Raw genomic sequence first — 26,726 nt, forward strand, 5'->3', positions numbered from 1 at the left:
CTTCTCAAGGCGATGACCGTCTTCGCACGTGTCGTGGAAACTGGCAGCCTGACGGGGGCGGCGGAGGCATGCGACCTGTCGCCAACCATGGTCGGCAACTACCTTCAGGCGTTGGAAAATCGGTTCGGCACGCAACTCATTCACCGCACGACCCGCCGACAGAAAATCAGCGCGTTCGGACAGGTCTGTTACGAACGATGCATTGAGATACTCGACCTGATCGACGACACCGAGCGGCTGGCCCTCGACCACCTCGCGAAGCCACGAGGACGCTTGCGCGTCACTGTGCCCGTGGTGTTCACAAACGAATGCCTGATTCCCGCGCTTGCGGACTATTACGAACGCTGAACTACTGACTCTGCATCAATGCACCGGCGCGATTCCGAGCAGATTGACGCGGTCCTCAATGATCCAGTCGTCTCGGGTTTCGTAGCCGGTGACGCTGGCCATGTGATCGGCCAGTTGCTCGATTGTTGGATTGGTCGGCGATCGCATGTATCCCCACGGCTCTTCACGTTCGGGTGACACGATAGCGTAGGTGATCATGATGTCTCCGCTGGGGTTTCGATTGAGGTGCGACCTTCTGCTGAGGGTGTGACTTTCCACCCGCTAAAAAAAGCGGTGCTTAAGTCGCGGGCGGTATATCCGGATTCGTCGACCTGCTGCGCCTTTGTGCGTTCAGCCATTCCGGTCGGTCGTGGCGGGGCGGCCCCACCATTCATCCACGTTTATTGAGCCGGCGCGACACCGGTGAGTCTCAGGGCTGGACTAATGGGCCCCGCTCGGCGTTTTTTACTTGAGCGCTTTGCCTATTCACGCTGTCCTTGTCCGGATAGCGTCTGATCGCTTCGATGAGCCTGTCGTCTGCCCACTTCACGCACGCGTCACACCACATCGGCTCGCGCCGCCGCACCATGTCGATCGTGGTGATTTGCCACTCGGTGTGGCAGTAGGGGCAGAAGACTGAATCGGGCTTCATCGAAAAAGAGCCCGATCAGATCGGGCCAAAACCTACGCGCTGGAGGACAAGGCAGGATCAATCTACGAGTTTTTCCTGGTTATCTGGTCGTCCGCCGCCTGTATTCTTTGTCGCTCAACTTTTCTCTGCTGACGCCGTTAGCCAATCATGGACAAAATCACCGCCCAGAAACTCATGGCAGCGGCCGACGGTACGGCTGACGCGATCATCACCGCTCGACACGGGTATTTCGACATTCTCGACCCCGAGTTGGGCGCCGAGTACGACCGCATCGTCTACGGACTCCTCGCGGAAAACATCCCCGACATGATCCTGGCCGATTTCATGGCGCTGCTCTGGTAGCAAGATCCACCGACTTCGCGTCGCGCTAATTTCGTCTAAGACATTCAGCTTTCTGTCGTTGCTGCCGTTAGTCTTCGCATGGACTCAAACATCATTGCCCAAGCCAAGGCATTCTTCGAATCGGCCAGCACTGCAGCCGAAGCGCTCGTCTTCGCGCGGTTCGGTGAGTTCGACCTATTCAAGGAAAAGCACTGTTCCGCCTACGACGCCGCATTGTTTCCTTTGCTTGCCGAGTACTTCGGTGACATGACGATAGAGGAAGTACTACACCTCGTCGGTTGACTGCGACGATAGCGGGCGCCGGATGATCGCGTTCATGATCTCGCACAGTTCTTTCGCGCTCGGTGCCTGCAGCATCCGCGGGCCGATGTCGGGTAGCGGCTTCGGAGTACGCGCGTAAAGCCACGGCCGCATGCCGATCGTCGTGCCTTTGCTGTTGGGTGTCTTCCCGGCGCGGCGGACGTACCCCTCGTCCTCGAGCAGCTTCAAACACTTGCATGTGCAACTGACGGTCACAGAGGCCTGCACGGACAGTTGGCCTTGGGTCATCGGTCCCGCCCGCGTGAGCATGTCGCAGATCAGGCGGCTACTCGAACCCGCAAAATTTGCGCATGAGCGCGAGTGGCCATTGCCCAAGCCGAAGGATCCATTCGACATGCTGGCAAAAGAATTTACCCAGGCGGCGCGTCAGGAGTTTCGCCGCGATGCCAGGACAGGCAAACCTTATCGCGCCAATCACGCGCTACCCGTGAATCAAGGGGGAACCCAGCTGACCTTGTGGATCGACATTGATGAAGCACCGCGGCACCAGATGCAAAAATCACTAATCAATCGTCGGGAGCAAATGGTCGGCGATGGCGTTCAATTATCGTTGGACGCAGACCACTGGAACAGCATTCATGAAAACGAGGAGCCCATCGATATTCCGATGGATCTCACGGATGACATCGAATGGAGAAAGAATGCTCCCGACGAAGACGGGGGAGGCCGCTTAGCTTCTCTGGTGATGCGCCATGGACTCTTGACCGACGAAGCCCGTGCCAAACTGCTTTGCTACCTCGCGGTGGCACAGCTGGTGGCACAGGCCAGGACCGGCGAGTGGCTACGCACCGATCATCTCGTCGAGTCGACACGCATCTGGCTGACCAGCAATGTGGCCGCGGTTCGCTGGGAGGACCGAATGCGCCTTGGGGATCTTTCCAGGAAGGTGGCGCTCGGTCTCTTCAATGAGCCTCACTTGTCGGATGCTGGTCGGCTCGCCAGACTGTTCACAGACGGGTGGCGCCTGGATTACACCTCGCCGGTCGTACAGGAAATTCATAAGCGATGCGCCGACGCTTTGCGCTACAAGTAGGGCGACCCACCCAGCGCGAATTGGCCGCTCAATAGAAGCTCAAAAGTGCCCAATGCAACCGGTTTGATCAAAACGCCATCGAACAGGCCAGGCTCCGCAATGGAAGGATCATAAGAGCCTGTTGTGGCGAAAATTCTGCAGCAAGACAGTTCAGGCACGGCGCGCATTGCGCGACACAACCGCCGACCGTCGTCGCTGCCCAGCTTGATGTCCATTAACACCACGTCGGGCAACCAAGCCATAGCTTTAGGAATCGCCGTCGGCGCGGAATACGCCTCCCGCGCCTGGTGACCAACGGCACTGATCAGTTCTGCAAGGATGTCCGCAAGCTCGACATAGTCATCCACCAGCAACACTTTCATGCCCTCTTCCTACGCAGATTGCGCGAAGCGACTCAAGACACCCAAACACCTCGCAAATAGCGGACCGCAGGCGCAGGGCTGCAAAGGATTTCACTGTTCGATGTAGGGGCGCCACTCCGGGAACTGTTCGAAGAAACTGGGGCTGACGCAAACCTCGTACAGGACTGGCAGACTGCTGCTCTTTGCTGCTTCGGACGGATTTGGAATCGTCATACCGGGATCAATACCCGAGACGCTCGCCCAAGCCGTCAGGTTGTCCAGCAGGTCCCCCGCTTCTTCCCGCGGGACGCGCAGTCTAATCGGCTTCATATATTCCCCTAGATGTCGGTCTAAAGTGTATTGATGGACCGTCGGAAATCAACTGCGGCGTGATCCGGAGGACTGTCCGCCTTATAGATATACTGTACATCCATACAGGATGTACTCCATGCGTCAGTTCGATCAATACGGCAATCCCCGGCCCAGCATCGGTTGAGAACACTTCGCGTGTAGCCGGCTACCGCGTCGCACTGGGGTGCACTAATCTACCCTAGACAGGGGCGATCATGAAGCGGCTCTACCAGCACAAGGGTTTTCAAATCGACGTCGAAACGGAGCCCGTCTGGAAGCCGAGCGACGGGGCTTCGTTGACTGGGCCAGACGGGTATCTGGCCGTGGTGCGCATCAGCACGCAGACCGCACTCGTCCCAGTGTTCTCACCGCTGCGCCTTACGGCAGAACGTTCGAATTCATTTCCCACGGAAGCCGATGCACTGATGGCCGGATATAGCGCGGGACGGAGGTTGATCGACGACATGACCACCACCTGAGGCGGCGCCTTCCTCACCGCTCGATGTACATCCGCCATTCCGGGGACTGATCATGATTCGCCGGCATTCGCCCCACTGATGGCGTGCGTCATTACCGTGGTCGCCTAGACTGGATGAATGGTTCTAGGGGGCGCAGATGACTGCAGACGACGTGATCACCGTGTTTGAACAGATGAAAGCTGAGGGGCGCCCGGAATACTCGCTGGACGACACGTGCGTGGGATTCGCGGGCTGGCTCGCTGAAGCTTGGGAGAGATTGCCGGCGCGAGATATTGCGCTGCTGAGCGCTGTCGGCGCGGTACTGTGGCGCGAGGGATTTGCCTTGCGGCAGAAATAAAACCCGGCGCGGAGCCGGTACTCAGGATGGTTCTCTGCCCCTGTAGCATGTCGACACGGCGACGTCTGAACGGTACGGCGAGGTTGAGCGCGCGGTCCGGCTCGGATATATTAGTGCCGTGGTCGGCAATGCCGGGCACCGAAGGCTCCTTGCCCCCGGGCTTAGTTCCCCGGACCGGTTGGGAGCCTTTTGTTTAGGTGATGGCCGTCGGATCAGGAAAACTCTCGGTAACGCGTTCCCGCAACATCAGAATCGCACCCGTACATCCTCAGGAGACAGCTTTTTGGGCTACGGTTGGGGGCACAAAATCCTGAAAAAACCCCGCGAACGCCTCTCCACGCTTGAGGTATGAATTCTGCCAGGGTCTTCATCGCTGATTGTGGGCAGTACACGCGGCTATGTCGAACGTCCGCTGATGGCCGATTATGTGAGGTCGCCAACGGCCGCTTTATGGCACTCCAGTTCGCGAAAACCTTGATTCGACTGACTGACCGCTTTGGAGACGGCCGTCTGACCGGAGTGGGTCGATCAGAGCCAGTCGTCGTCGGGCTCAGTTGGGTGGAGTGGGGAAGCAGTGGCGAGACGATTTCGCGTACTGATCCAATCCCCAACAACGTGTTCGGCTCAATGTTCAACCTGCCAGCGCAGCACCGGATGCGTGGCGCCAGCCGGCATCGCCCACGCGCCATCGCTGCCGAAGCCCCAGCCCACGAAGCTCTTGGGGTCACTCATCTGCGCGGTGGTGAGGCCGTTCGAAGCGGGCAGATTGCCGCCGCTTTTCACCTGTCCTGTCGTTTCCTTATCCCAGTAGACGTCACTGCCGAGTCCGGAGCAGTATTCGCAGACTCCGCCAACGGCGACAAGATTGAACGCCGAGACGTTGCCGCCCGCAAAAGACTCCGTGACCGTCCCGTTCCCGTGGTGGATGAGGCCGCCAGACGAGCCGCGCGATTCGTTCGCCGCGACGATGCCGGTAGCGTAAGACTGCGTGATCGTCCCTTCGTTGTCGAACACCAGTCCGCCGCCGCCGGAGTCGGCGTAGACGGTGGCGTTGCTGCCAGAACGCGCGATCATGCCGTAGTTCGTGCCGACGAGTCCGCCGATTGTCGCGCCCGACGCGTTGCTGTACCCCGACACGTAGCCGGAGGTGAACGTATTGACGATCAGGCCGTAGTTGCTCATGGCCAGGATGCCGTCGGGTTTGTATGAGGGCGCGTAGGTGCCCGACAAAGCATCCAGGATATTCACGTCGCGCACCACGCCGTTTGGGGCAATGTCGCTGAAGACCGCGTCGGTGTCGGGCTTAATGTGTGACACGCTGTGCCACATGCCGTCAAATTGCCCGCTGAACGCAGTCTTGCTTGCGAAGCCGAGCGTCTTGAACGCGTAACCCGTCGCGTCGATGTCGTGGCCGAGCGCGTAGTTGCCGCTCATATCGCTCTCGATGTTCTGCAGATCCTGCACCGTATTGACCAGCTTGTAGCCAGTGATCTGCGTAATCAGTCCACTGTAGTCGGGCGCTACCCACGCACTGTTCGAGAGCACGGTGCCGGGCGAATAACTGCCGTTCATGTCGTAAAGCGCGCTGACCGTGCCGGTGCTCTGCGACCAGTCGATCGTGCCATTGTTCGTGATGCTGCCGCCGTTGTTCACGCTCGCTGCGTCCGCGCGCAGTGTCAGCGCGCCGCTGCCCTGGTTGCTCAACGTGACGCCCGGACTGACCGTCAGGCTATGCGCTGCGTTCAGCGCGAGCGATGCGCCACCGGTCCACTGAATGCTCTGATCCGCTACGAGGTCGCCGCTCTGGCCGTTGGCGCCGGTGGTCGTCATCGAAATGGATGTGCCGTCGTTGAGGCTGCGGGTGAAAGAACGCGACGCGCCGTTGTCGAACGTGTACGCGGGCAGGGTGACGTTCCACTGACCCGCGACGACCTTCGCAAAGTCGCCCCAGAACGTGAAGAGCCCGGTGTCCATATCGACCGTGCCGCCTTTGCCGTCGGCGTTTTTCGCGGCGATGTTACCTGCGAGAATCACCTGTCCTTTCGGCCCCGCGACGAGCCACACGTGACCGTCACGCACCGCGGTGCCGGTCGCGCGTAGCACGTCGGCGTTGCCGGCCAACGCATAGATGTTGCCGTCGACGGCCTGCAGGTTCACCTGCGCCGCTTCAATCGCGCCCGTGTTGACGATCGCGCCACCGCTCGCGGTCTGCACGAACATCTGCTGCGAGCTCGACGAGTCCTGCAACAGCACCTTGTTGCCCACCGCGATCTCGGCGGTGCCGTTCGGCGCGCTGATGTTGCCGTAGTTGTCGACTTCGCTCGCGGCGATCAGCAGCACGTCGCCGTTCGTCGAGCCGATGTTGCCGAGATTCACCACGCGTTGCGTCGACTGGCCGGAAAACGTGAGCGGGCCGCCGGCCATGAACGACGCGTTGTCGGTGTCGAGTGTGGAGGCAACGAAGCGACCGCCCGTCGTGACCACGCCTTGCGGTCCGACCAGTACGCCTTGTGGATTGATCAGGTAGATGCTGCCGGTTGCGTTCAGCTTGCCGAGGATCATCGACGGCGTGCCGCCTGTCACGCGATTGAGCGTCGCGCCGTTGCCGTTGTTGATGTTGACGGTGTTGTTCCGGCCAATCGAAAAGCGGTTCCAGTCGATCACTCCGCGCGTTGAGCCCGGCTGGGTGACAGTGAGCGTATCGCCGGACGTGGCAATGGAGCCGCTGCCGCTCACATAGGCGCCCCCTTGCGGCAGGATGCCAGCCGCGACCACCGGCGCGGCGCACGAAAGACCCAGAACGGAGACGATGACGGACACAGTAGATAGCCTGCGCGCACAGTGGGGCGCACGCATTGACAATGTATTGGGCGACATCGCTTCCTTTCCTATCAAAGGATTGGCATGCCACTCGGCCCGGCGGTCTGTTCAGGGTGTGGCCTCAGAAGCATAGTCATAAGTGGACCACTTAACTAACAACAAACTTTCAGCATTTCGCGACGCCATTCACCTCTTTTGCGCCGTCGCGGTGGGCTTCAGGGGATCGGTGAGATTGCCCGGCGTGCAGCATTGCAGAGTAGCCACAGCCCGTCGGAACGTCTGGCGCTGGTCGGTCAACATCCGTAAGCTTCAAATCATGAACAAGATAGGCTTTGATGGCGGACATTCGATACATGAACTCGGTCCTGCACCGGATGTCGTGTTGTTCTTCGACTGCGTGAAAATCTATGCGGAGCGGGATCATCTCGAACGGGACTGGAGCCTGCTAACCGATCGTCTGTATCGGCGTTATCTTCGGCGGGAAGAGTTCAAGCCTGCACTGCTGCTCATGGGTCAAGTGCGAGAGCTATTTGTGCAACGAGCAGCCGAGTCGTCGATTGAGTGCGACGCTAAGGTACTCGCGAACTCTGAAAAGAGTTGGTTGAATCCCGAGCAGCCGACATTGGCTGCAGTGTTCAGCAAGTATTTTGAACGCTTTGCGAGTGCATGTGGTTCGGCTGAATCATTCGTGGACGCATTCAATATCTATCAGCCGGTACGGGTAGTAGTCTCGGATCTGCCCGGCTTCGCGCGCGACAAGAATAAGCCGCATGCGGAGTACGACGCATTAGAGGGCGAACCGTTCTGGCTTCGGTCGTGAAGATCAACAGCAAATCAAGCTCGCTGCTGCTCGAATGCTGTAGCGCTCTATGCCAGAGCCACTTCCATTTGTTGCCATGGAGCGTGCGTCTGGATCGGTCATCGGCAACTGCTTGTCCCGCTCATCTTGCAGCTGCCTGCAGATCTGTTTGAGTCCGCGCATCTGCTGCCGCAGCACTGCGATCTTCTCCTGGAGCCTGACGGTCTTTACATCGAACCCGGTAGGACTGGTCTGGTCTGCAGATCGAGGTATCGCTGCACGCTTTCCTCGATCGCAAGCGCGGAGAAATGGACGTCTGGAACCGTTTGGCTATATCAGATGCTTGCTGCCGCCAGCGGCGTTTCGATAGTCAGAGACCGCGAAGATTGCGGACCTTGGCGATCTGCGACGAGCGCTTCAGAATCATGCCTGTGATGTATTCGGGCAGCAGCGCCCGCGGGATGTTCGCCGGTACGTCATCGACGAGCTGCGACGGCACGTGGAGGTGACCGTCGTCCGGCCGGTGCCAGGCCAGATCAATGCACGGGTGCGTAGCCAATTACACCGACGCCCGTCTGCTCCATCCATTCCTCGCGATCGGCGAAGCCCGCCTCTTTTGCCATGTGGTCGGCAAGCGCTTCTGGCGATGGAGCATCGGTCGACAGGAAATACCCGAGCGGAGCGTCTCCCCCGGGAATCAGGATGGCGTAGACCATTCAAACCTTCAGTATCTACATCTTTAACGTCCCGGCGCGGTGATACTTGAGCGGGGCCCTTGACTCCATGATTCTTCGTTCATCGTAACGGACAGAGGTAGAGTGGGGCGTGCTCGGGATGGAGATGTTCCAGAACCGAAATTCGTTCCTCCTTAGCGATACCGTCCTGTACCAAGGTTATTCGGTGATGCGGAAGCGTTCGAGGTCCTGATCCTTGAGCCATCGCGGTGCTCGCCCGCGCCCACTCCACGTATCGCCAGTCTCAGGATTAAGGTATTTCGCTGCCGCCGCGCGGCGAGTTTTTTTGCGAGGGTTGCCGAACACATCCTCGGGCGTAAATGCGAACTCCGCAACAGTCGCGCGTACCTTTTCAAGCGCAGACGCGGCTTCCTGCTCCCGCGCCTCAGCGATCAGTTTCTCAAGCTGCTCTTTTTGCGCAAGTAGTTCTCTATAACCTGCCATCGTCTTGAATTTCCGTTGGGGATGATGGACCATTCTACCAGGCGAAAATCGTCGTCAAGCACCATTCGTGGTGAAGGTGCAAGGCGCAATCTTTGCTCCAGTCACCGCCAGCAGTAGTTCAAATTCGACATTCGCTTTCTCGATCATCGATGAAAAGAATCTCTGTCCGTCGCTCAAGCGTTCACGGTCGCGGCGTCTTTGCGCTGCGGCCAATATGCGCCGGCGAGCTTATCCTCGAGTACACCGGCACCGTGATGAGCTGGAAGCGTGCGAAAACTCGCCATCGGCGATTTGGAGAGGAAGGGCATACGTTCCTTTTCGGCCTTGCAAACGGGCGCGTCATCGACGGTTCGCTTGGCGGCAACAGCGCCCGCTGGCTGAACCACGCCTGTATCGCCAACTGCGAGGCAGTCGAGGATGATGGACGGGTCTACATTCACGCTGTATCGAATATTGAGCCGGGAGAGGAACTGTTCATCGCCTACGGTCTGACGACAGACGCTCGCCCCTCAGCGGCGGTGCGGGCGCAGTATGCCTGCCGCTGCGGTCACCGCCGGTGCCGCGGAACGATGCTCGCAGGTGCGTAGACAGCGTAGGGCAACGCCCCCCGTCGGATTGAGAAGCGCTGGTAACGCTACGGGATCGGCTGGCGGGAACGCGACTGCTGGGGCGCACGTGATCCGCATCACAGACCATCTTTACTGTAAGCGTTGCGTCATCATCGTCTGTTCATAGGTGCGCGTAGTCGGCAATCCAGTTCCACCAGTTCAAGTCGGAATCGGGACGGCGGAAACGAAGGCTGCAGGTCGGCGAGCCGGGTAAGCGCGCATTGGACGGCGAGGTGGGGAGGGTTTACGTCTGGTCTTGCCCTTAAACTAACCGCTGACGCGAGACGGCGCTAGGCTCCGTAGCCCGGTCGCGTGTTCTTCGATGCCTGGTGCCGCCAGCGGCGTTTCGATAGTCAGAGAACGCGAAGATTGCGGATTTTCGCGATTTGCGACGAGCGCTTCAGGATCATGTCTGTGATGTATTCGGGCAGCAGCGCCTGCGGGATGTTCGCTGGTATGTCGTCGACAAGCTGCGACGGCACGTGGACGACGAAGTCGTCGGGTGCGCTTCGTAGACTGTGCTCGTAGGCGACGCGACATTGCATGGCGAACCGGGGAAGCGGTGGGGGAGTGAATTCTAGCAGCCCGCGCTGAGGCCGCGTGGACACCGGTATGGTTTAAGTTCAGCAGTCGGTCTTTCGTTATTCAAAATCACATAGCCGTGCGCAACAACCCTGTGACCGGACGCAGCCGCTATGCTACGGACCCGCAGCAAGGGTGCTGAAATTCCAGCCGCCTTTCAAACAGCATGATGGCTTTGGGCATCCGCGGCCGTAGGAAGAGGCCAAGCGACGCCCCCTGCAGGTATGCGCTGAAGCTGTTCCCACGCGCTCAGAAGCGGTGCGTGGGCACACAGGCAAGCTGTGCATCGTGAATGGCAATCACGCGTTCAAGCAATGCAGCCTCGCCGGCATCAGGCGTCGGAGGCTCGCCGCGTTCCGCCCGCCGGGTACACCGGTTCAGCGCGGCCTCGGCGTTGGTGTAGGGAGTGATGTCATCGGGTTGGCAGTCGCACAAAAAGTATGCGACGAAGACGACGTTGAGCAACGTGCGACCTGTTCTATGGTGCCCCGACCGTCGCGCAGCACGGCGAGTGCGAGGTGATTTTTCAGCGATAGGCGGCGCACTCGCGTGGCGGCAAGCGGCAGCACGGCGACACGTCTGGCGTTTATTCCGAGGCGGTGTTGTCAATCCTGCCGCGAGGTTAGCGCCCTTTTTGCCAATGCCAGCGTCACAAACCCTGGGCGGATTGCCCACGGGGGCGCTGAAGCTTCAATCCTTCGCTCAGGGTTTCACAGCCTCACCGCCCGGATTCGCCAGATAGGTGTGCTCGCGCTGCTTTACCCAGCCCCGTCCTGGCCAGAAGACGATCACAACAACCGGGGTAAGTATGCAAAACAGAATCGACATGCTTATAGAGAACAGGTCATTATTCTCCAGCAACACCCGTGCAGCAGGATATGCAAACAAATAAACCGAAAACAAAAATACAAAAAAACATTTGAATGAAAGTCGATTTGCCCCTGCGGCGAGATACAAAGCTACGAGCGTGCGCGAAAAGAAATTCCACGTTGCGATGGACAACAAGATGCAGCCGACAATAAAGACAAGCCATTGCGAGATGCCCCACGCAAACTCTATATGGCCGAGATCACCATGTTTTGTAATAGATCTGAGCACGACATAACTGATCAATTCGGAGAGATTGGTGACGTTGATCCAAACGATAAAATAGAATAAAAAGGGCCTGCGTCGCAGCTTCGTCGAACGAACGACGCGCGATGATGCAAGGTATAGTAACAAGGTGGCAATAAATGGCCCGGCAAAAGCGATCATCCCTATCGCAAACCTGTCGCCGAAAAGATAAATCAGGAAGTAATTGACATGCTCATCGATCCCGTCGACGAACAGTACGTTCTTCCAGTCAAATCTTCCGTAATCGATATCCAAAGGGTTCAGCTTGTATCCGAACAGCCATGCGGTTATTGAATGGGCGTACTCGTGAGGGAAAGCCGAGACCCAAAGAGAGAGAATAAAGAAAACGGGCGTAAGCATGATAAAAGCAACTGCTCGTTTTGCATTTTTCATCTATCTGCTCCCGGGCAATTCAGGCTTTCCAGCTTTTTATTCCTGCTTATGACCCGCGATGTTTCCTCGATTCCGCGCCATTGATCCGCTATCTGGCGCGCTGTCAGACGATTTTTGTCCCTCATGCATGGGTCTGCGCCATATGACAATAGCAATGCAGCCGTCTGCGAATTGTCCGATGCAGCAGCGGCCATCAGCGGCGTAACGCCGTCCCTGGTGGCCCGATTTATTTCCGCGCCGTGTTGATGCAAAGTCCTGATAATCGCAAAATCGCCTACCGTTGCAGCGATAACCAGGGCCGTTATACCACTCCCATTCTCGGTATTTGCGTTTGCCCCATGTTTCAGCAAGTACTCTACTACTTCGGGGCGCTCGTTAATTATCGCGTAAGACAAGGCATCCAGGCCTTTATCATCTTTTGCGCTAACATTGACACCTGCGTTCACCAGTTGCTGAACTCTGGACAGGTCACCATGTTCGGCTGCGAACGTAAGCGGGCTTCTCTCCGGTGCTTTCGAGCACGCAAAGAGGACGAATAGAACAGGCAACACGGAAAACACCACGGATCGTTGGCGTATGGTCTTGTTCTTATACTTGAGCATCACGATTTTCCGCCCTCGTCAGATGAAACCCGGCTGGTGCTTCCTGAGGCACTGCGTTACCGCGCTCGTTAGAGGATAGGGCTCTTGAGCGGATTGTGAAAACGCTATTTCATCGAAGAGCTACTGCTGTCTGGCATCCCGCGCTCGAATACTGTTCCGGGGGCCATTGACCGCATCTGCAGGACTGACTGAACGAGACCGTCGGGAACGACAGCATGACGCACCGCTTTCACGCGCCAGTGGGTTGAGCGCGGGATCTCACTGGCCTTAGGTGTCGTTCACACTGCCGAATCGGTGCCGGTCGTGCCGACCCGGTCATGGATGGCTTCGCAATGGTCTACGAGCGCCGGACGGGAGAGCACGTACTGCTTCAACGGCGTGTCAATTTCGTAAAAATAGATGTTGGCGACGAAGCCATAGATCGCCGCGTCAACGGTGGAAGGCTCGCTCCCGAAGACATAGCTGGTGTCACCAAACAGGTCTGCCACGACGCGCAGATTCGCGATACCCCGCGCATAGACCTGCTCCGGTTCATATCGGCCGATGCCCTGATAGTGGTACCGCAGGCGGTTGTATTCGCGGGCGGTTTCAAGATCATTCGCTTGAATGTCTGGGTGGGCGGCAAGCACGGCGTCGCGAAAACGCGGCCAGAAGCGCTCGTCGCGCCAGCGTGAAAAGCTCATGATCCAGTACAGGTCGTCGAGCGTTCGACGGATCATATGGTCGAGATTCAACTGCTCTCGCGAAAGCGCGCGATCGATGTCAAGATGGTACTGATGTGTCAGGTGAGCGATGATAGTGTCGCTGTCGCCGATCGTATCCTCGCCATCAAGGAGATACGGCAATTGACCACGCGGCGCAGTGCTAGTGTCGAGGACGTGACGATGCTCAAAAGCGAGCCCGCACAATCGCATGAATGCAAATACCTTCAGACCAAACGGATTGTTATCGGCGACCCCGAAGAGATCCGGATAGGAATAGAGCGTCAGCATACGCACTCCTTTTCTGCGGCGGGAACCAACTCATTAACGACAGAAGAAAAATACCGGACGTTCGTTGGCCATGCTACTTCATTTCTGCCCACTCCAAGGGACGGCCGGCCGCTGTGCGTCTGTAGCAAGGCAACCGGGCTGGCAATGCACGGCTTCTGCATCTCAGGGCTGCAGAGCGGCCTTGCAGGCGAGGCAGGGTCCCGTTCAGCCGGTAGTTCGATGATGTTAAACGGGTGCGCGGTAAAATACATGTGTGGCGCGTCAATCAGGCGTTGGTTGCGCTGTCATACGATTGGACCGCCAAAGGGCATGGGGATACGTTCATGGCCGCGCCTCATCAAACTGTCGCAGTGATCGACGATGACGAGTCAGTTTGCCGCGCCCTTCAGCGCTTGCTGCGATCCGAGGGGATAGAAACAGACACCTTCACCAGTGGCGAGGCGTTTCTCGACACGCTTCGGTCGGTGAAGTCGCCCCTGCCGCGGTGCCTGATCGTTGACGTCCAGATGCCGGGCATGGACGGGCTGGAGCTTCAACGTCACCTGGCACCGGCTGGTGTGCCCATTATCTTCGTCACCGCGAACGACGATGAAGCCGTTCGCGCGGAGGCTCTGGCGCGAGGTGCGGCTGGATTCCTGAATAAACCGTTAGACACCGCCTTAATGATCAGCACGGTGCGGATAGCCTTAGGACGACCAAAATCCGCTACGAGCCCTGCGGCTTCGTAGGCGCCAAAAGAGCCGGATGTCGGTGGCGGGCCGCGTTGCGACGCCTCGACCGTGGCGTGCTATTTGGCGGGCGGCTCCGCAGAGCGGGGCATAGCGTGTGCGTTGCTTTCAGGCGACGAGCGCTGTTTTTGTTCTTCGAGCAGGCGCAAAGCTGCCCGCACCACCTCGCTCGCAGAGCCGTAGCGCCCGCCTTCGACTTCCTGTCGGATGAAAGCAGTCAGATGCTCGGTGATACTGATGCTCAGCACGTGTTTGCTCGACATGGGGGCGTGGAAGGTGAGGGTGGGAACCCATCATACCCTTCGCCCATGTCTTTCGTGCCAGGGCACTCTGCGCCGACGGGTGAGTACCGCTCGACCGTTTAACGGGGAGCCGAAACGCTCCCTGCAGAGATTGCTGTGCTCGAATTCCCGGTATATCGGTTCAAGGCCGACAACGCGAATCGATGGCTGGACAGCGCGCCTGGATGCCCTGCCCATAAGATTTGATGACGCCCGCGTGCGTCAGATGTGCTGCGACGAACCGGTCGGCCACATTGAGGAGTGCCTTCGTTGACGCGGGCTCCCTGAAGAATATGTTCCACTGAGGGCTGTCTGCCTGTTCCGATACGGCCGACAGCAGTATCACCGGCGTGTATCGAAATGCAGAAGGGAGAACCTGTGTGGCATCAAAGCGTGTGGGCGCGTCGGCGTCAGTGTATAAGTGACAGGGCAAAGTCTAGACACTACGAGCGGTAGAGTTTACGTCGCAGCCACCATCAGCACCTGAACAAGGATCGAAAGATGGACCAGATTCCGAACCCCCACGGCGGTGCAGCCGAAACAGAAGAGCTTTTCCGGATTCTGGTGCAAGGCGTTACGGACTATGCGATCTTTATGCTTTCACCCGCAGGAGTCGTGACGAGCTGGAACGTTGGCGCTGAGCGAATCAAGGGCTATACACAGCCAGAAATCGTGGGCGAACACTTTTCCCGTTTCTATACCGACGAGGACAAGGCGGCCGGCCTGCCAGCCTTGATGCTTGCCTCGGCAGCGAAGACCGGGCGTGCCGAACGCGAAGGATGGCGGGTCCGTAGAGACGGTAGCCGTTTCTGGGCGCACGTCGTGGTGGATGCGATCCGGGACGGCGAAGGTTCCCTGCTCGGTTTTGCAAAGATTACGCGAGACATCACCGAGCGCAAGGAAGCCGCAGCCGCCCTCGAGAAAGCGAACGCGGCGCTCTTCCAGGCGCAGAAGATGGAGGCAATCGGGCGCCTGACGGGCGGCGTCGCGCACGACTTCAACAATCTCCTTGCGGTGCTGTCCAACGGTCTGCAGGTGCTCGCCATCCAGTCGCCTACGCCGGTTCACAAAAGAATGATCGACGGCATGCGGCGGGCGATTGACCGCGGCGCCACGCTCACCCAGCAGTTGCTTTCGTTCGCGCGCCAGCAGCCTCTGCAGGCACAGGTACACGACCTGAACGGACTGATCCGCGAGTTCGCGCCCATGCTATCGCGCGCGGGCAACCGCAGCATACATGTTGAACTAGCTCTCGAACCCGGAGATGCCTTTGCTCTGGTCGATGCAGCACGGTTCGAGGCGGCGCTGCTCAATCTCGTTGTCAACGCGGTCGACGCCATGCCGAACGGCGGTATCATCACGGTCCGCACTGATACGGTCCAGGCGGACGCGACGATGACCCCGGCACTGCCGGAAGGCGGCTACGTTCGCGTTTCGGTTTCGGACACCGGCACGGGTATGTCCGGCGATGTTCTTGCACAGGCGTTCGAGCCGTTTTTCACCACCAAACAGCCCGGCAAGGGAACCGGGCTGGGGCTGAGTCAGGTGTACGGCTTCATTACCCAGTCGGGCGGCGACGTTCGCCTCTCCAGTGAAGTGGGCATGGGCACGACAGTGGATCTTTATCTGCCCGTCGCGCAGCCGGCGATCAACCTCGACGTCCCGCCGGTACCGAGGGCGGAGACGGTGCTGCTTGTCGAGGACGAACCTGATGTGCTGGGTGTTGCGTCGGAGTTGCTGGCAAGCATCGGGTATGACGTCGTGCCGGCAAGCAGTGCCTCGGAGGCAGTGGAAATCCTCCGGGAACGCCGGGACGTTGACGTTGTCGTCAGTGATATTTCAATGTCCCACGGGATGAGCGGAATCGAGCTTGCACGAGTGGTGCGCTCGGACTATCCGAAGATCAGGGTAGTGCTTACATCGGGCTATTCACCTGCCGCGCTTCGCGACGCAAAAGGCGGACTGAGCGACGTGCTGTTCGTAGCCAAGCCCTATCGCCTCGCAGACCTCGCAAAAGCGTTGCGAGCGTGAGCGGCCACTCTTTGCCGTACCCAGGACAGCGCCGATCTCTACTCCCCCGGCGAGACCTGCAAGGCAAACGGCATGGAGCGCTGCGCTATCCTGTCTGCCTGACCTCGAAGTCCTGTTGGCAACGGGAAACCTGGAACGAACGGATTTCACTCGCGGGAATGGCGAGCCACTCGCGACCCGCCGTTCGATCCGCGAGAGCGGTTTTACGCCTGCCGCAAACAGCGGTACACATGGGAAAAGTGTCCCTATGTGGCAAGCCGATTCGTTGCCCACCCGCATTCTTTCCGGTCTGAATCATGTCGAACGTTGAACAAGTTTCGGGCGCCGCACAAATCATGACAGAACTGCAGGCGCTTCTGGCCGCAACGCCCGGCGCGCTCGACGCGATACCCGGCGCGGTGTATCTGTGTGACCGCGACGGTTGGCTCCTTCGCTGCAATGCTGAGGCGACTCACCTGTGGGGCAGAACGCCTACGATGGGCAGCCAGCGCTTCTGCGGATCGCACCGGCTGTTCACGGTCGATGGCGAGCCTGTCGCACACGACCAATGCCCGATGGCCGACGCCATCTTTCACGGCGCGGTGACGCGCAACGCCGAGATCGTCATGGAAAGACCCGATGGCTCGCGCATCGTTGCGCTTGTCAACATCCGGCCTCTTAGGGACGCGCAAGGCCGCATCGAAGGGGCCATCAACTGTTTTCAGGACATCACGGCCAGCAGGCACATGGAGGATGAAATCCGTCGCAGGACTGAGGACCTGGAGGATTTCTTCGAAAACAGCGCGGTTGCTTTGCATATTGTCAATGGCGACGGGACCATCGTGAGGGCAAACAGAGCCGAACTCGAACTGCTCGGCTATACGGAAAGTGAATATGTCGGTCGACCGATCGCCGAATTTCATGCGGACGATTGCGTGATACGGGAGATTCTACAGCGCCTCTCGTCCAACCAGCCCCTCGTCCGGTTTCCGGCGCGGCTGCGCGCGAAGGATGGCTCCATCAGGCACGTGCTTGTGACCTCCAACGGACGCTTCTTGGACGGAAGACTGCTTAACACCCGTTGCTTCACGACCGACGTCACAATGTTGCACGAAGCAGAAACTGCGCGTCGCGAGAGCGAGGAACGTCTTGCCGCCACCTATGAGGCGGTCACGGTCGGCATCGTCGAAACTGACGCAACTGGCCGCCTGTTGCGGGTCAACGATGCGCACTGCCGGATATTGCGGCGCAGTCGGGATGAGTTGCTTGATATGCGGTTCACCGATTACACGCACGAGGATGACCGGGAAAAGGACGCCGCAATGTACGCCCGTCAGGTAAGCGGCGAACTGGCACACTATTCGATCCGCAAGCGGGCCACGCGGTCCGACGGCAGCATGGCTTACCTGCACGTCTCCAGCTCGTCCGTGCGTGACGCGCAAGGCCGCTTTCGCTATGGCGTGCGCGTAATCCAGGACGTTACGGCGACGCAGCGCCTCGAGGACCGGCTGCGCGAGCGGGAGCGACACATGCGCGAACTGCTGGAGGCACTCCCTGCCGCTGTTTATACCACCGACGCTGAAGGCCGCATTACTTTCTACAACAAGGCTGCCGTGGAGATGGCCGGCCGTACGCCTGTGGCAGGCGATCAGTGGTGCGTAACATGGCGCCTGTTGTGGCCCGACGGCACGCCGTTGCCTCACGATGAATGTCCGATGGCAGTAGCGCTGAAGGAAGACCGCCCGGTTCGCGGGCTGGAGGCTGTCGCCGAGCGCCCCGATGGAACACGGGTGCCATTCGTGCCGTATCCTACGCCCCTGCACGACGCCAACGGAGAACTGGTGGGTGCGATCAACATGCTCGTCGACATTACTGAGCAGAAGCAGGCGGAAAGCCGTCAGAAGATGTTGATCGACGAGCTGAATCACCGGGTCAAGAACACATTGGCCACCGTCCAGTCGTTGGCGACACAGACGGCAAGGCATGCCACGAGCGTCGACGCATTCATCGGCGCATTTGAGTCCAGGCTCCTGTCGCTTGGGCGGGCGCATGAGCTGCTTGCGAAGCGGCATTGGCAGGACGCACCGCTGGAAGCTCTTGTCCGGGAGATTACCTCCCCGCTTACAGGTGCCATGCAGGATCGCGCGGTCATCGCAGGGCCTGCCATCACAGTGACGCCGCGCATCGCGCTCAATCTGACGATGTGCATCAACGAACTTCTGACCAACGCGGCGAAATATGGCTCCCTGAGCGCCCCCGATGGGTCGCTGGCAATCCGGTGGGTTCTGAGTCCCGCAGAAGGCGGCAATACGCTCGATATATCCTGGCTGGAGCGTGGCGGACCGCCTGTCATGCCACCCCAGCATCGCGGCTTCGGGACACGCCTGATCGAGCGATGCATAGTTCGAGACCTGGGCGGCCAGGTTGCGCTGTCCTTTCAGGATGAAGGCCTGCGTTGCCGTCTCGCCATTCCGTTATCAATGAACGAAGGGGGAACCTATGACTGAGCTCGCTGGGTTGAAAGCGTTGGTGGTTGAGGACGAAGGCAGCGTGGCTTTGCTGATCGAGGAGATGCTTGAATCGTTTGGCTGCGAGATCGCGGCTTCGTTGGCACGGGTCGATCAGGCACGCGAATTTGCGAGTAAGGGGATATTTGACTTTGCGGTGCTGGACGTGAACCTGCATGGGCAACCGGTGTTCCCGGTCGCGGACATTCTGTGCGAACGACAGATTCCGTTTGTGTTCAGCACAGGATATGGTCCCGGCGGAGTGCCTGCGGGGTTCAATGCGTCACCCGTCCTCGCAAAGCCGTTCGGGATTGCGGACTTAAAACGTGCCGTCTCATCGGCACTTGCTAGCTCCAGCCACTAGCTGCGATTTCCGCAGGCTGCGGGCTTGCGCGAATCGGTCGCGTGCATGCCCACCAGAAGGGCATCCGTTGATCTGCGGTGCGCGCAGGCGGACCAGTTCGAAGAGGGACTTTTCAAGCGATAACTTGCCGATCCGGTCTTCCAGCGCGAGAGGGCCTTGATCATTCGGGTTGGCCTCGTAGAACATCAAGACGTTGACCATGACCTGCATGCTGACGATGCTTTGAATCCGGCGCGATTGCTGCACTCGACGAGGGTGCATTTGCGACGCCGCATACAACTGCTGCGGTGCTTTCGGCCATGAAGAGACACTCGCAGGGATGTACTGAACTGCAGTTGTCGCTACCATACCGGGGATCGCGTTGATCTGGTTTTGCGACATCCAAACTTCTCGACATGCGCCCGCCGGGCTCGGGCGATGTCGAACGTTTGGCCGATTTTTCCACTGACGGAAAAGTCATTCCATCCCTGCCCGTCTAATCAAAATTCCACGGCAGTCTGACACTCCTTTCCATGCACTGCGATTCACATTCATCACCAAGCACGGAGAAGAGCCATGAATACCCTCACGAAACAGCAGTTCAAGCGCGTCTGGTTTATCACCGGCGCATCGCGCGGACTGGGCGCACTGATCGCGCAAGCCGCGCTCGACGATGGCAACGCTGTCGTCGCGACCGGCCGCAACGCCGCCGCGATCGCCGAGCGGCTTGGAGAGTCGCCCGCGTTGCTCACCTTTGCACTCGACGTGACAAACGAGGCACAGGCGAAGGCGGCAGTCGAAGCCGCAGTCGATAAGTTCGGCCGCATCGACGTACTGGTCAATAACGCGGGCTTCGGGCTGCTCGCCGCCGTCGAGGAATCGAGCGATGCTGAAGTCCGCCGCATCTACGAGACAAACGTGTTTGGTTTGCTCAACGTCACACGCGCCGTGTTGCCGGTGATGCGCAAGCAGCATTCGGGGCATGTGATCAACACGTCGTCCATCGTCGGTTATCAGGCGGCGGCAGGCGTCGGCGTCTACAGCTCGACGAAATTCGCTGTGGAAGGCATCACCGAAGCACTGCATGCTGAACTCAAGCCGCTCGGCATTCACGCGACGATGATCGAACCCGGATTCTTCCGCACGGATTTCTTGGATACGTCGTCGCTGGCCGTCGGCAGGACGATCATTAGCGACTATGACGAGACGTCGGGCAAGCTGCGGCAACTCGCAGGCGAGATCAATCATAATCAGCCAGGCGATCCCGCAAAACTCGCAACCGCGATGGTCAGGCTCGTCGATGCAGAGACGCCGCCACTGCGTTTGCCGCTGGGCACGGACACGCTCAAGGCACTCGCGGAAAAGAATGCATATGTGACGGCCGAAACGGAAACCTGGAAGGCGCTTTCCGCATCCACCGACTTCCCGGCCTGAGCCGCAAGGAACGAGCGGGCAGACCGCGCGCATGCGAGCGGCGTCTGCCCGATTCATACAAGATGCGGTCGCTGCCTTTCGGGCTTGCGCGACACTGACATGAAAAAAATCGGTTTTCTATCGTTTGGCCACTGGTCTGCGTCGTCACACTCGCTTACGCGTTCGGCTTCCGACGTCCTGCTCCAGTCCATCGACCTCGCGGTCGCCGCCGAGCAACTCGGCGCGGATGGCGCGTATTTCCGCGTGCACCATTTCGCGCGCCAGCTCGCGTCACCATTTCCGTTGCTGGCGGCTGTTGGGGCGAGAACCAGCCGCATCGAAATTGGCACAGCCGTCATCGACATGAGGTACGAGAACCCGCTGTACATGGCCGAGGATGCGGGCGCGGCCGACCTCATCGCCGGGGGACGCCTGCAACTCGGCATCAGCCGCGGCTCGGGCGAGCAGGTGGTCGACGGCTGGCGCTATTTCGGCTATGCGCCGGGCGAGGGTGAGACGCACGTCGATCTGGCCCGTCGACACACGGAAGTGTTCTACGAAGTGCTGCGCGGTGAAGGTTTCGCTGCGCCAAATCCCCGACCGATGTTTGCCAACCCACCGGGCCTGCTACGCGTCGAGCCCCATTCCGAAGGGTTGCGCGATCGCATCTGGTGGGGCTCGGGATCGGTTGCCACCGCGGTATGGGCAGCCGGGATGGGCGTGAACCTGCAATGCTCGACACTGAAGAACGACGAGTCGGGCCGTCCGCTCCATGTCCAGCAGGCGGAGCAGATTCGGGCTTACCGGCAGGCCTGGAAGGAAGCCGGCCACGCGCGCGAACCGCGCGTGTCGGTGAGTCGCAGCATCTTCGCGCTGGTGGACGATCGGGACCGCCTATACTTTGGACGCGATGCGAACAGCGACGATACGATCGGACTGCTGGACGGCAACATCCGGACAATTTTCGGCCGCAATTATGCGGCAGAGCCCGACGCACTCGTCAGGCAACTCGCAGCGGACGAGGCCATCGCGGAAGCCGACACGCTACTGTTGACCGTACCGAATCAACTCGGCGTGGACTACTGCGCACACGTGATCGAATCGATCCTCACGCACGTCGCTCCCGCGCTTGGCTGGCGCTAGTGCGACGGCGCACCTTCAGCGCAACGGAAGCCAAAGCGGTCCCTTCCACGCTTTCAGCGCATCGAGAAATGCTTTCAACCTCGACGGCATGAAGCGCCGCGTCGGATAAACGGCGTGGACGAACAGCTCCGGTGACGACCAGTCGGGCAGCACACGCACCAGTTCTCCGCGGGCGATATGCGGGTCGCAGTAGCTCGAGGGAAGCAGCGCGACGCCGTGCCCGCGCAGCGCGAATGCATGGACTATGTGGAAGTCGCGCGCGGCAACCGGCCCGCTCACGTGTACCCTGGCCGCTTTGCGGCCGTTCACCAGGTGCCATTCCGTCTCGTTGTTGCGGGCGTTGATCAGCACGCAGGGATGCTGGCTGAGCTCGTCGGGCCGCGATGGAAGGGGATGGTTTCGTGCATAGTCGGCCGAGACGACGAGCTGTCGCACGCTCCTTCCTACTCGCTGCGCAACAAGACTCGAGTCCTGCAATTGTCCGAAGCGAATCGCAACGTCGACGTTTTCGGCGATCAGGTCGATAAACGCGTTCGTGAAGTACAGGTCCACCTGAATCTGCGGGTAGTCATTCATGAATGCCGACATGAAGGCGTAAAACGGTTCCTGTTCGAGCATCACAGGACCGGAGATGCGTAGCACGCCCTCCGGTTTCTTCTGCGTCTGGGTGATCACGCGCTCGGCGTCATACAGATGAGCTAGCGGCTCGCTGCATTGATCCAGGTAGGCGCGCCCCTGTCCAGTCAGGCTCAGCTTGCGCGTCGTGCGCTGCAACAGGGTTACGCCGAGCCGTTCCTCAAGCGCGCTCACCTTGCGACTGACGGTCGACACAGGCATGCCGAGCGCCTGCGCAGCGCGGCTGAAGCTCCCGGACTGCGCTACTCGCACAAAGACGGCGATGTCGTTCAGGTCGGCGAGCTCGGTCATTGACACCTCAGTGACGATCTTTGCAAGGGTGGAAAAGACATTCTATACATTCCAGTCTAATCAAAAGTGCTCGTCGGGACGAGACTTCTCTTCACGCAGTTCAACTTACTGGAGAGAAATCATGGCAAACAAGGTCGTCGTCATTACCGGTGCTTCCAGCGGAATCGGTGAAGCCACCGCCAAACTTCTTGCCTCCAAGGGCGCCACTGTTGCTCTGGCCGCCCGGCGCATCGACAGGCTGCAACGCGTTGCAGCGGAAATTCTGGCGAAAGGCGGGCGAGTGTCGATCCATCAGGTGGACGTGACGGATCAGGAGCAGGTCAACCGCCTGATCAGCGACGTCGTATCGCAACATGGGCGCCTCGACGTCATGGTGAATAACGCTGGCCTGATGGCGATCGCGCCACTGTCACTGCGCAAGACCGACGAGTGGGACCGGATGATCGACATCAACATCAAGGGCCTCCTGTACGGAGTCGCCGCGGCGCTGCCGGTATTCGAAAAACAGCAGTCGGGCCATTTCGTCAATATCGCATCGGTTGTGGGGCTGAAGGTCTTCAGCCCAGGAGGCACGGTTTATTCGGGAACGAAGTTCGCGGTGCGTGCGATTTCTGAAGGTCTGCGGCATGAAGTGGGCGGCAACATCCGCACGACCGTCATTTCACCTGGGGCGATCGACACCGAACTGAAGTTCGGTTCGGGCCACGACGACAGCCGCAATTTTGTCGTCGACTTCTACAGGATGGCGATCCCCGCCGAAGCGATTGCGCAAGCCATCGCCTACGCAATCGAGCAACCCAACTCGGTCGACGTCAACGAAATCGTGATCCGTCCCACCGTTCAGGACTTCTGAAGCGCGGCGCCGCGGTAGCTGATCGCCGGGCGGGACAGAGGGCTTCTTTTGACCCGTCCGCGCGCCAGTCACCGCAAAGCCAGCCCGAATGACTTCATTGAGGAGTTCATCATGCCCGCAGCTGTGTTTTCCCTCGCTTTCGCCGCGTTCGCAATCGGAACGACGGAATTCGTTATCGTCGGCTTGTTGCCCGACATTGGAAGGGCGTTCGGCATCTCCGTGTCGACGGCAGGTTTGCTGGTGAGTTTCTACGCGCTGGCCATTACGGTCGGCACGCCTGTGGTCTCCGCGTTGACGGCGCGCTTGCCGCGCCGCGCGTTGTTGCTCGCGCTGATGGCGTTCTTTACGCTATGCAATCTGGTGGCCGGACTTTCGACAGCCTTTCCAGCGCTGCTCGCGATCCGGATCGTGATGGCGGTCGCGCACGGCGTGTTCTTCGGCCTCGGGACAACCGTTGCCATGTCGCTGGTGCCGCCGGATAAGTCAGGCAGGGCCGTGGCGATCATGGTCAGCGGCCTGACGGTCGCGATGGTGACTGGCGTCCCTGGCGGAACGTGGCTCGGCGATCTGATGAGCTGGCGGCTGCCGTTCCTGGTAGTGGCCGCGATGGGCGCGCTTGCGACCATCGGTCTTTGGCGGCTTTTGCCCGCGCTTGCGGCTCAGCGCAGCGCCGGGACCGTGCTCTCGCAACTCGCTTTGCTGAAAAGCCGCGCATTGATGCCGCTCTATGCGATCGCTGCATTAGGCATGGGAGCGACGTTCGCGGTGTTCACGTACCTGTCGCCGCTGTTGATTCATACCACGGGGTTCAGGAGCGAAGGCGTAACCGTCGGGCTCATGGTGTTCGGACTCGGTTCCGTGGTGGGGACGATTGGCGGAGGGCGTCTGTCCGACCGATATGGCCCGAAGCTCAGCATGAACGTCGCGCTGGGCGGCATCGCTGCGTCGGTCGCCGCGCTCTGGCTCACCGCACACCACCCGGCGCTGGTGTTAGTCAACCTGTTTGTCTGGGGCGCGTTCGCCTTCGCGGTTCCTCCCATCATGCAGGCGACTGTCGTCCTCGTGGCTCGACGAGAGGCGCCCGAGGCGGTCGGTACGGCGGCGGGGCTCAACGTCGCTGCGTTTAACCTCGGCATCTCTGGCGGGTCATTCCTGGGCGGACTGACGCTCGCAGGCGTCGACGTCCTCACGACGGTGTACGCCGGCGTGGCTCTGGCGGTGGTGGGACTCGCGGTTGTCGCGATGTACCGATGGTCGGAGCGTCCGGCGGCCGTGCCTGCCCGAGGCGCACTGGGGCGATGCCGAGCGTCAGGCCCAACTCGACGACACCGGATCATGCAACGGGAAACATCATGAACCTATCGAAACCTCATGTACCGCAGCCCAGACGACGGCGTTTCGTGCAGATTCTCGCATCGCTGTCGCTCGTTTCCGTTGCCGCACTCGCTCACGGGCTGTCACCCTCGCCGTCAGGAACTGCAATGACAACTGCACACGACACCATTCGCCCCAGGGCCTTTGTCTTCGATATGCAAGGCACCGTCTTCAACTTCTACGATCCGATGATGCATGAACTGGCCCGGCTTCCCGCTGTGGAGGCGCGGCTTCAGGACTGGTCAACTTTTCCGGGACGGTGGAGCGCTGCGGCGCACGACTGTATCGTCGAGATCGCCGCCGGGCGCAAGCCATGGCAGCCCAACCGCGCCGTGTATGCAGGCGTGTTGCCTGCGTTGCTTTCGTGCTATCCAGGCGGCAATGGGCTTTCCGACGATGACAGGACCCGCTTGCTCGACGTCTGGACAGCGATGACACCGTGGAGCGATTCGCAGGCAGGACTGACATTGCTGCGCAAGGCCTTCATCGTCGCAACGCTGACCAATGCGTCGATGGCGGGAATGATCGGCCTCGTCAAACGCGAAGGACTGCCCTTTGACGCGATCCTCACCGGCGAACTGGTGCACGCGTTCAAGCCTGATCCGCGTGTCTACCAACTCGCGTCTGAGTATCTCGGCTTTGTACCGGGCGAGATCATGCTGGTGTCTGCTCACAAGTGGGATCTGATGGCGGCCAAGCGCAGCGGGCTGCTCACAGCATTTGTTCCGCGTCCCTTTGAAAACGGTCTTGGGACGGAGGTCGACACCTTGCCGGAGTCATACATCGACGTTGTTGCCTCCGATTTACCGCAACTCGCGTCGCTCCTGGGTCGTAACTGAACAGATCGGCCGGGCAACCATCACGAGCCTTCATATGCCGGTCACGCGGCCTACGCACGCCCGCTGTGGGTCGCCTTGCAGACATCGGCCGGGGGTTGGGCAGATGACGGCAACGGGTCGGAAGCACGCGGTGACGACCGGCCCCTTTCGGGAAGCGGAACACCAAGGACCGCTTTGCGGCGACGAGCTTGAAGGGCCGATGGACTCAGCCCGACCGATTCTGTTGAAAAAGTCGTGTTGTGGTTGGGGGCGCAGAAGTTGGCGACACGTTTCCGAGTTGTGGCGCTTAGCGAAGTGGCGAACTTGAATCAGGCAGCGATCCCCCGTTGCTGGTCATGTAGCGGCCTGATTCATCTGCTTGCTTGCTGGCATGAGCCACTTGGCCATTCTTCGCAGATTTTGCGCGGTTGCTGCCATCAGGAACTCATCATGAGCACCGCTTGGACCGCGCAGTCGCAGGCGATCCAGCTTCAGGATGCGCTTGAGGTGAGCGAAGAGCATTTCCACTTTCTTTCGCTGCCGGCGAGACTGCTTGTATTCTGCGGTTGTCGCGATGCGCCTTGCTTCATCGCGGGCGGCTTCATGGATGCTGCGCGTGATTTTGCGAAACGACATATTCGGACAGCATTGATTCTTCATCGAACAATGGCTGCAGTTCTTTTCACTCGATCGATACACGATGGTGTTGGCTTTCGTGATGTGCGTGCGTGGATTTTTCAGTGGACGCCAGTCGCTGCGTAGCGCGTTCCCTGCAGGGCATCGATACTCGTTGGCCTGTTCATTCCAGATGAATTCGCTACGGGAGAACGTATTGTCCTTGCGCGTTGTTTTATCCCAGACCGAGACGTGCGGCTCAATGTGTTTCTCTTCAACCATCCAGCCAAGCAGCGCTGCTGTGCCGTAGGCGGTGTCACCTACCAGCTTGCGGGGCGTCAGGTCCCATTGACGTTCTACACGGTCAATCATTGTTCTGGTTGATTCGACTTCCTGTGACCGATTCGCCGGCGTCGCCTCAACGTCCATAATGATCCCTGCCTG

The 26,726-nt window shown here is 59.6% G+C and carries 32 protein-coding genes and 3 pseudogenes; 17 read left to right on the forward strand and 18 right to left on the reverse strand.

The window, feature by feature from the left end; all coding sequences use genetic code 11:
• A pseudogene (locus H281_RS0133675) lies at positions 1-345 on the forward strand (LysR family transcriptional regulator); the annotation flags it as partial.
• 18 nt (positions 346-363) lie between these two features.
• Here the strand turns inward: H281_RS0133675 and H281_RS0133680 are convergent.
• Positions 364-546 carry a hypothetical protein gene (locus tag H281_RS0133680; RefSeq protein WP_020071528.1) on the reverse strand — a complete coding sequence of 61 codons (183 nt, stop codon included), beginning with the start codon at positions 544-546 and terminating at the stop codon, positions 364-366.
• 580 nt (positions 547-1,126) lie between these two features.
• Here H281_RS0133680 and H281_RS0133690 point away from each other — a divergent pair.
• Positions 1,127-1,321 (forward strand): hypothetical protein, encoded by a 195-nt coding sequence (locus H281_RS0133690; protein WP_020071530.1) that lies wholly within the window; start codon positions 1,127-1,129, stop codon positions 1,319-1,321.
• 78 nt (positions 1,322-1,399) lie between these two features.
• Positions 1,400-1,603 carry a hypothetical protein gene (locus H281_RS0133695; RefSeq protein ID WP_020071531.1) on the forward strand — a complete coding sequence of 68 codons (204 nt, stop codon included), beginning with the start codon at positions 1,400-1,402 and terminating at the stop codon, positions 1,601-1,603.
• On the opposite strand, the gene H281_RS35215 is transcribed toward H281_RS0133695, so the two are convergent.
• Positions 1,586-1,810: a hypothetical protein gene (locus H281_RS35215; RefSeq protein ID WP_027805180.1), complete on the reverse strand. Its 225-nt coding sequence runs from the start codon at positions 1,808-1,810 to the stop codon at positions 1,586-1,588. The genes H281_RS0133695 and H281_RS35215 overlap by 18 nt on opposite strands.
• 79 nt (positions 1,811-1,889) lie before the next feature.
• Between H281_RS35215 and H281_RS37155 the strand changes: the two genes are divergently transcribed.
• The gene (locus H281_RS37155; protein ID WP_020071533.1) at positions 1,890-2,675 is read left to right on the forward strand and encodes a hypothetical protein; all 786 of its coding nucleotides are present in this window, start codon (positions 1,890-1,892) and stop codon (positions 2,673-2,675) included.
• On the opposite strand, the gene H281_RS35690 is transcribed toward H281_RS37155, so the two are convergent.
• Complete coding sequence (locus tag H281_RS35690) at positions 2,666-3,037, reverse strand: response regulator (protein WP_020071534.1); 372 nt, start codon at positions 3,035-3,037, stop codon at positions 2,666-2,668. The genes H281_RS37155 and H281_RS35690 overlap by 10 nt on opposite strands.
• A 90-nt stretch (positions 3,038-3,127) precedes the next feature.
• Positions 3,128-3,346: a hypothetical protein gene (locus tag H281_RS0133720; protein ID WP_020071535.1), complete on the reverse strand. Its 219-nt coding sequence runs from the start codon at positions 3,344-3,346 to the stop codon at positions 3,128-3,130.
• Positions 3,347-3,582: 236 nt separating this feature from the next.
• On the opposite strand from H281_RS0133720, the gene H281_RS0133725 reads away from it, so the two are divergent.
• Both H281_RS0133725 and H281_RS0133730 read left to right on the forward strand, forming a co-directional pair.
• Positions 3,583-3,846, forward strand: coding sequence for a hypothetical protein (locus tag H281_RS0133725; RefSeq protein WP_020071536.1), 264 nt, complete (start codon positions 3,583-3,585; stop codon positions 3,844-3,846).
• A gap of 136 nt (positions 3,847-3,982) precedes the next feature.
• Complete coding sequence (locus H281_RS0133730) at positions 3,983-4,183, forward strand: hypothetical protein (RefSeq protein ID WP_020071537.1); 201 nt, start codon at positions 3,983-3,985, stop codon at positions 4,181-4,183.
• Positions 4,184-4,807: 624 nt separating this feature from the next.
• On the opposite strand, the gene H281_RS0133735 is transcribed toward H281_RS0133730, so the two are convergent.
• Positions 4,808-7,060, reverse strand: a complete 2,253-nt coding sequence (locus H281_RS0133735) for a two-partner secretion domain-containing protein (protein ID WP_027805181.1) — start codon at positions 7,058-7,060, stop codon at positions 4,808-4,810.
• Between the two features lie 82 nt (positions 7,061-7,142).
• Here H281_RS0133735 and H281_RS0133740 point away from each other — a divergent pair, with 82 nt between their 5' ends.
• Positions 7,143-7,823: a hypothetical protein gene (locus tag H281_RS0133740; protein ID WP_241077941.1), complete on the forward strand. Its 681-nt coding sequence runs from the start codon at positions 7,143-7,145 to the stop codon at positions 7,821-7,823.
• A 24-nt stretch (positions 7,824-7,847) separates the two neighbouring features.
• On the opposite strand, the pseudogene H281_RS37420 reads toward H281_RS0133740, so the two are convergent.
• The 4 genes and pseudogenes from H281_RS37420 to H281_RS0133755 form a co-directional block, all read right to left on the reverse strand.
• Positions 7,848-8,095, reverse strand: a pseudogene (locus H281_RS37420) (IS5/IS1182 family transposase); the annotation flags it as partial.
• A gap of 77 nt (positions 8,096-8,172) precedes the next feature.
• Positions 8,173-8,361: a hypothetical protein gene (locus H281_RS35235; protein WP_033379783.1), complete on the reverse strand. Its 189-nt coding sequence runs from the start codon at positions 8,359-8,361 to the stop codon at positions 8,173-8,175.
• Positions 8,339-8,518 (reverse strand): hypothetical protein, encoded by a 180-nt coding sequence (locus H281_RS0133750; protein WP_020071541.1) that lies wholly within the window; start codon positions 8,516-8,518, stop codon positions 8,339-8,341. Before H281_RS0133750 ends, H281_RS35235 begins: the two co-directional genes overlap by 23 nt.
• A 177-nt stretch (positions 8,519-8,695) precedes the next feature.
• Positions 8,696-8,980, reverse strand: a complete 285-nt coding sequence (locus H281_RS0133755; protein WP_020071542.1) for an H-NS histone family protein — start codon at positions 8,978-8,980, stop codon at positions 8,696-8,698.
• Between the two features lie 149 nt (positions 8,981-9,129).
• Between H281_RS0133755 and H281_RS36350 the strand changes: the two genes are divergently transcribed.
• Positions 9,130-9,567, forward strand: coding sequence for an SET domain-containing protein (locus H281_RS36350; RefSeq protein ID WP_084690258.1), 438 nt, complete (start codon positions 9,130-9,132; stop codon positions 9,565-9,567).
• A 374-nt stretch (positions 9,568-9,941) separates the two neighbouring features.
• On the opposite strand, the gene H281_RS0133770 is transcribed toward H281_RS36350, so the two are convergent.
• The 5 genes from H281_RS0133770 to H281_RS0133790 form a co-directional block, all read right to left on the reverse strand.
• Entirely contained in the window at positions 9,942-10,133 is a 192-nt protein-coding gene (locus H281_RS0133770; protein ID WP_020071544.1) for a hypothetical protein, read from the reverse strand.
• Between the two features lie 286 nt (positions 10,134-10,419).
• Positions 10,420-10,635, reverse strand: a complete 216-nt coding sequence (locus H281_RS37425) for a hypothetical protein (RefSeq protein ID WP_020071545.1) — start codon at positions 10,633-10,635, stop codon at positions 10,420-10,422.
• Positions 10,636-10,872: 237 nt separating this feature from the next.
• Complete coding sequence (locus H281_RS35700; RefSeq protein WP_020071546.1) at positions 10,873-11,676, reverse strand: hypothetical protein; 804 nt, start codon at positions 11,674-11,676, stop codon at positions 10,873-10,875.
• A complete protein-coding gene (locus H281_RS0133785; RefSeq protein WP_020071547.1) occupies positions 11,673-12,278 on the reverse strand; it encodes an ankyrin repeat domain-containing protein in 606 nt (201 codons plus the stop codon). Before H281_RS0133785 ends, H281_RS35700 begins: the two co-directional genes overlap by 4 nt.
• A 278-nt stretch (positions 12,279-12,556) precedes the next feature.
• Positions 12,557-13,270: a glutathione S-transferase C-terminal domain-containing protein gene (locus tag H281_RS0133790; protein ID WP_020071548.1), complete on the reverse strand. Its 714-nt coding sequence runs from the start codon at positions 13,268-13,270 to the stop codon at positions 12,557-12,559.
• A gap of 251 nt (positions 13,271-13,521) precedes the next feature.
• Here H281_RS0133790 and H281_RS0133795 point away from each other — a divergent pair, with 251 nt between their 5' ends.
• Positions 13,522-13,998 (forward strand): response regulator transcription factor, encoded by a 477-nt coding sequence (locus tag H281_RS0133795; protein ID WP_338117958.1) that lies wholly within the window; start codon positions 13,522-13,524, stop codon positions 13,996-13,998.
• Between the two features lie 59 nt (positions 13,999-14,057).
• Here H281_RS0133795 and H281_RS35255 read toward each other — a convergent pair whose 3' ends face one another.
• Positions 14,058-14,261: a type II toxin-antitoxin system ParD family antitoxin gene (locus H281_RS35255; RefSeq protein WP_020071550.1), complete on the reverse strand. Its 204-nt coding sequence runs from the start codon at positions 14,259-14,261 to the stop codon at positions 14,058-14,060.
• Between the two features lie 519 nt (positions 14,262-14,780).
• Here H281_RS35255 and H281_RS0133805 point away from each other — a divergent pair.
• The 3 genes from H281_RS0133805 to H281_RS0133815 all read left to right on the forward strand — a co-directional run bounded on the left by H281_RS0133805 (position 14,781) and on the right by H281_RS0133815 (position 19,160).
• The gene (locus H281_RS0133805; protein WP_020071551.1) at positions 14,781-16,310 is read left to right on the forward strand and encodes a PAS domain-containing sensor histidine kinase; all 1,530 of its coding nucleotides are present in this window, start codon (positions 14,781-14,783) and stop codon (positions 16,308-16,310) included.
• 296 nt (positions 16,311-16,606) lie between these two features.
• Entirely contained in the window at positions 16,607-18,796 is a 2,190-nt protein-coding gene (locus tag H281_RS0133810; protein ID WP_020071552.1) for a PAS domain-containing sensor histidine kinase, read from the forward strand.
• A complete protein-coding gene (locus tag H281_RS0133815) occupies positions 18,789-19,160 on the forward strand; it encodes a response regulator (RefSeq protein WP_020071553.1) in 372 nt (123 codons plus the stop codon). Before H281_RS0133810 ends, H281_RS0133815 begins: the two co-directional genes overlap by 8 nt.
• A gap of 23 nt (positions 19,161-19,183) precedes the next feature.
• Here H281_RS0133815 and H281_RS37715 read toward each other — a convergent pair.
• Positions 19,184-19,361: pseudogene (locus tag H281_RS37715) on the reverse strand (carboxymuconolactone decarboxylase family protein); the annotation flags it as partial.
• 354 nt (positions 19,362-19,715) lie between these two features.
• Between H281_RS37715 and H281_RS0133825 the strand changes: the two are divergent.
• Together H281_RS0133825 and H281_RS0133830 are read left to right on the forward strand one after the other, a co-directional pair.
• Positions 19,716-20,573 carry an oxidoreductase gene (locus tag H281_RS0133825; protein WP_020071554.1) on the forward strand — a complete coding sequence of 286 codons (858 nt, stop codon included), beginning with the start codon at positions 19,716-19,718 and terminating at the stop codon, positions 20,571-20,573.
• A gap of 99 nt (positions 20,574-20,672) precedes the next feature.
• Positions 20,673-21,695, forward strand: coding sequence for an LLM class flavin-dependent oxidoreductase (locus H281_RS0133830; protein ID WP_020071555.1), 1,023 nt, complete (start codon positions 20,673-20,675; stop codon positions 21,693-21,695).
• Between the two features lie 15 nt (positions 21,696-21,710).
• On the opposite strand, the gene H281_RS0133835 is transcribed toward H281_RS0133830, so the two are convergent.
• Entirely contained in the window at positions 21,711-22,622 is a 912-nt protein-coding gene (locus H281_RS0133835; RefSeq protein ID WP_020071556.1) for a LysR family transcriptional regulator, read from the reverse strand.
• Positions 22,623-22,743: 121 nt separating this feature from the next.
• Here H281_RS0133835 and H281_RS0133840 point away from each other — a divergent pair, with 121 nt between their 5' ends.
• From H281_RS0133840 to H281_RS0133850, 3 genes are all read left to right on the forward strand, one after another.
• Positions 22,744-23,475 carry an SDR family oxidoreductase gene (locus H281_RS0133840; protein WP_020071557.1) on the forward strand — a complete coding sequence of 244 codons (732 nt, stop codon included), beginning with the start codon at positions 22,744-22,746 and terminating at the stop codon, positions 23,473-23,475.
• 111 nt (positions 23,476-23,586) lie between these two features.
• Entirely contained in the window at positions 23,587-24,831 is a 1,245-nt protein-coding gene (locus tag H281_RS35265) for an MFS transporter (protein ID WP_020071558.1), read from the forward strand.
• Positions 24,828-25,688 (forward strand): haloacid dehalogenase type II, encoded by an 861-nt coding sequence (locus tag H281_RS0133850; protein WP_241077942.1) that lies wholly within the window; start codon positions 24,828-24,830, stop codon positions 25,686-25,688. Before H281_RS35265 ends, H281_RS0133850 begins: the two co-directional genes overlap by 4 nt.
• A gap of 333 nt (positions 25,689-26,021) precedes the next feature.
• Here the strand turns inward: H281_RS0133850 and H281_RS35270 are convergent.
• A partial coding sequence (locus H281_RS35270) for a transposase (protein WP_020065029.1) occupies positions 26,022-26,726 on the reverse strand: 705 nt, incomplete at its 5' end.

Origin of the sequence: Paraburkholderia caledonica (assembly GCF_000383275.1) — a bacterium.
In the GTDB taxonomy this organism is placed as follows: Bacteria; Pseudomonadota; Gammaproteobacteria; order Burkholderiales; family Burkholderiaceae; genus Paraburkholderia; species Paraburkholderia caledonica.

Bases quoted from the DNA above. Each gene is read 5' to 3' on its own strand.
- H281_RS0133770 (WP_020071544.1), bottom strand. From the start codon at position 10,133: ATGCAATGTCGCGTCGCCTACGAGCACAGTCTACGAAGCGCACCCGAC.
- H281_RS0133690 (WP_020071530.1), top strand. From the start codon at position 1,127: ATGGACAAAATCACCGCCCAGAAACTCATGGCAGCGGCCGACGGTACG.
- H281_RS35255 (WP_020071550.1), bottom strand. From the start codon at position 14,261: ATGTCGAGCAAACACGTGCTGAGCATCAGTATCACCGAGCATCTGACT.
- H281_RS0133725 (WP_020071536.1), top strand. From the start codon at position 3,583: ATGAAGCGGCTCTACCAGCACAAGGGTTTTCAAATCGACGTCGAAACG.
- H281_RS0133790 (WP_020071548.1), bottom strand. From the start codon at position 13,270: ATGCTGACGCTCTATTCCTATCCGGATCTCTTCGGGGTCGCCGATAAC.
- H281_RS0133720 (WP_020071535.1), bottom strand. From the start codon at position 3,346: ATGAAGCCGATTAGACTGCGCGTCCCGCGGGAAGAAGCGGGGGACCTG.
- H281_RS0133730 (WP_020071537.1), top strand. From the start codon at position 3,983: ATGACTGCAGACGACGTGATCACCGTGTTTGAACAGATGAAAGCTGAG.
- H281_RS37155 (WP_020071533.1), top strand. From the start codon at position 1,890: ATGTCGCAGATCAGGCGGCTACTCGAACCCGCAAAATTTGCGCATGAG.
- H281_RS0133835 (WP_020071556.1), bottom strand. From the start codon at position 22,622: ATGACCGAGCTCGCCGACCTGAACGACATCGCCGTCTTTGTGCGAGTA.
- H281_RS0133735 (WP_027805181.1), bottom strand. From the start codon at position 7,060: ATGTCGCCCAATACATTGTCAATGCGTGCGCCCCACTGTGCGCGCAGG.
- H281_RS0133695 (WP_020071531.1), top strand. From the start codon at position 1,400: ATGGACTCAAACATCATTGCCCAAGCCAAGGCATTCTTCGAATCGGCC.
- H281_RS0133840 (WP_020071557.1), top strand. From the start codon at position 22,744: ATGGCAAACAAGGTCGTCGTCATTACCGGTGCTTCCAGCGGAATCGGT.
- H281_RS0133755 (WP_020071542.1), bottom strand. From the start codon at position 8,980: ATGGCAGGTTATAGAGAACTACTTGCGCAAAAAGAGCAGCTTGAGAAA.
- H281_RS35690 (WP_020071534.1), bottom strand. From the start codon at position 3,037: ATGAAAGTGTTGCTGGTGGATGACTATGTCGAGCTTGCGGACATCCTT.
- H281_RS0133805 (WP_020071551.1), top strand. From the start codon at position 14,781: ATGGACCAGATTCCGAACCCCCACGGCGGTGCAGCCGAAACAGAAGAG.
- H281_RS0133785 (WP_020071547.1), bottom strand. From the start codon at position 12,278: ATGCTCAAGTATAAGAACAAGACCATACGCCAACGATCCGTGGTGTTT.
- H281_RS36350 (WP_084690258.1), top strand. From the start codon at position 9,130: ATGAAAAGAATCTCTGTCCGTCGCTCAAGCGTTCACGGTCGCGGCGTC.
- H281_RS35265 (WP_020071558.1), top strand. From the start codon at position 23,587: ATGCCCGCAGCTGTGTTTTCCCTCGCTTTCGCCGCGTTCGCAATCGGA.
- H281_RS0133830 (WP_020071555.1), top strand. From the start codon at position 20,673: ATGAAAAAAATCGGTTTTCTATCGTTTGGCCACTGGTCTGCGTCGTCA.
- H281_RS0133850 (WP_241077942.1), top strand. From the start codon at position 24,828: ATGAACCTATCGAAACCTCATGTACCGCAGCCCAGACGACGGCGTTTC.
- H281_RS0133825 (WP_020071554.1), top strand. From the start codon at position 19,716: ATGAATACCCTCACGAAACAGCAGTTCAAGCGCGTCTGGTTTATCACC.
- H281_RS0133750 (WP_020071541.1), bottom strand. From the start codon at position 8,518: ATGGTCTACGCCATCCTGATTCCCGGGGGAGACGCTCCGCTCGGGTAT.
- H281_RS35700 (WP_020071546.1), bottom strand. From the start codon at position 11,676: ATGAAAAATGCAAAACGAGCAGTTGCTTTTATCATGCTTACGCCCGTT.
- H281_RS0133810 (WP_020071552.1), top strand. From the start codon at position 16,607: ATGTCGAACGTTGAACAAGTTTCGGGCGCCGCACAAATCATGACAGAA.
- H281_RS0133815 (WP_020071553.1), top strand. From the start codon at position 18,789: ATGACTGAGCTCGCTGGGTTGAAAGCGTTGGTGGTTGAGGACGAAGGC.
- H281_RS0133680 (WP_020071528.1), bottom strand. From the start codon at position 546: ATGATCACCTACGCTATCGTGTCACCCGAACGTGAAGAGCCGTGGGGA.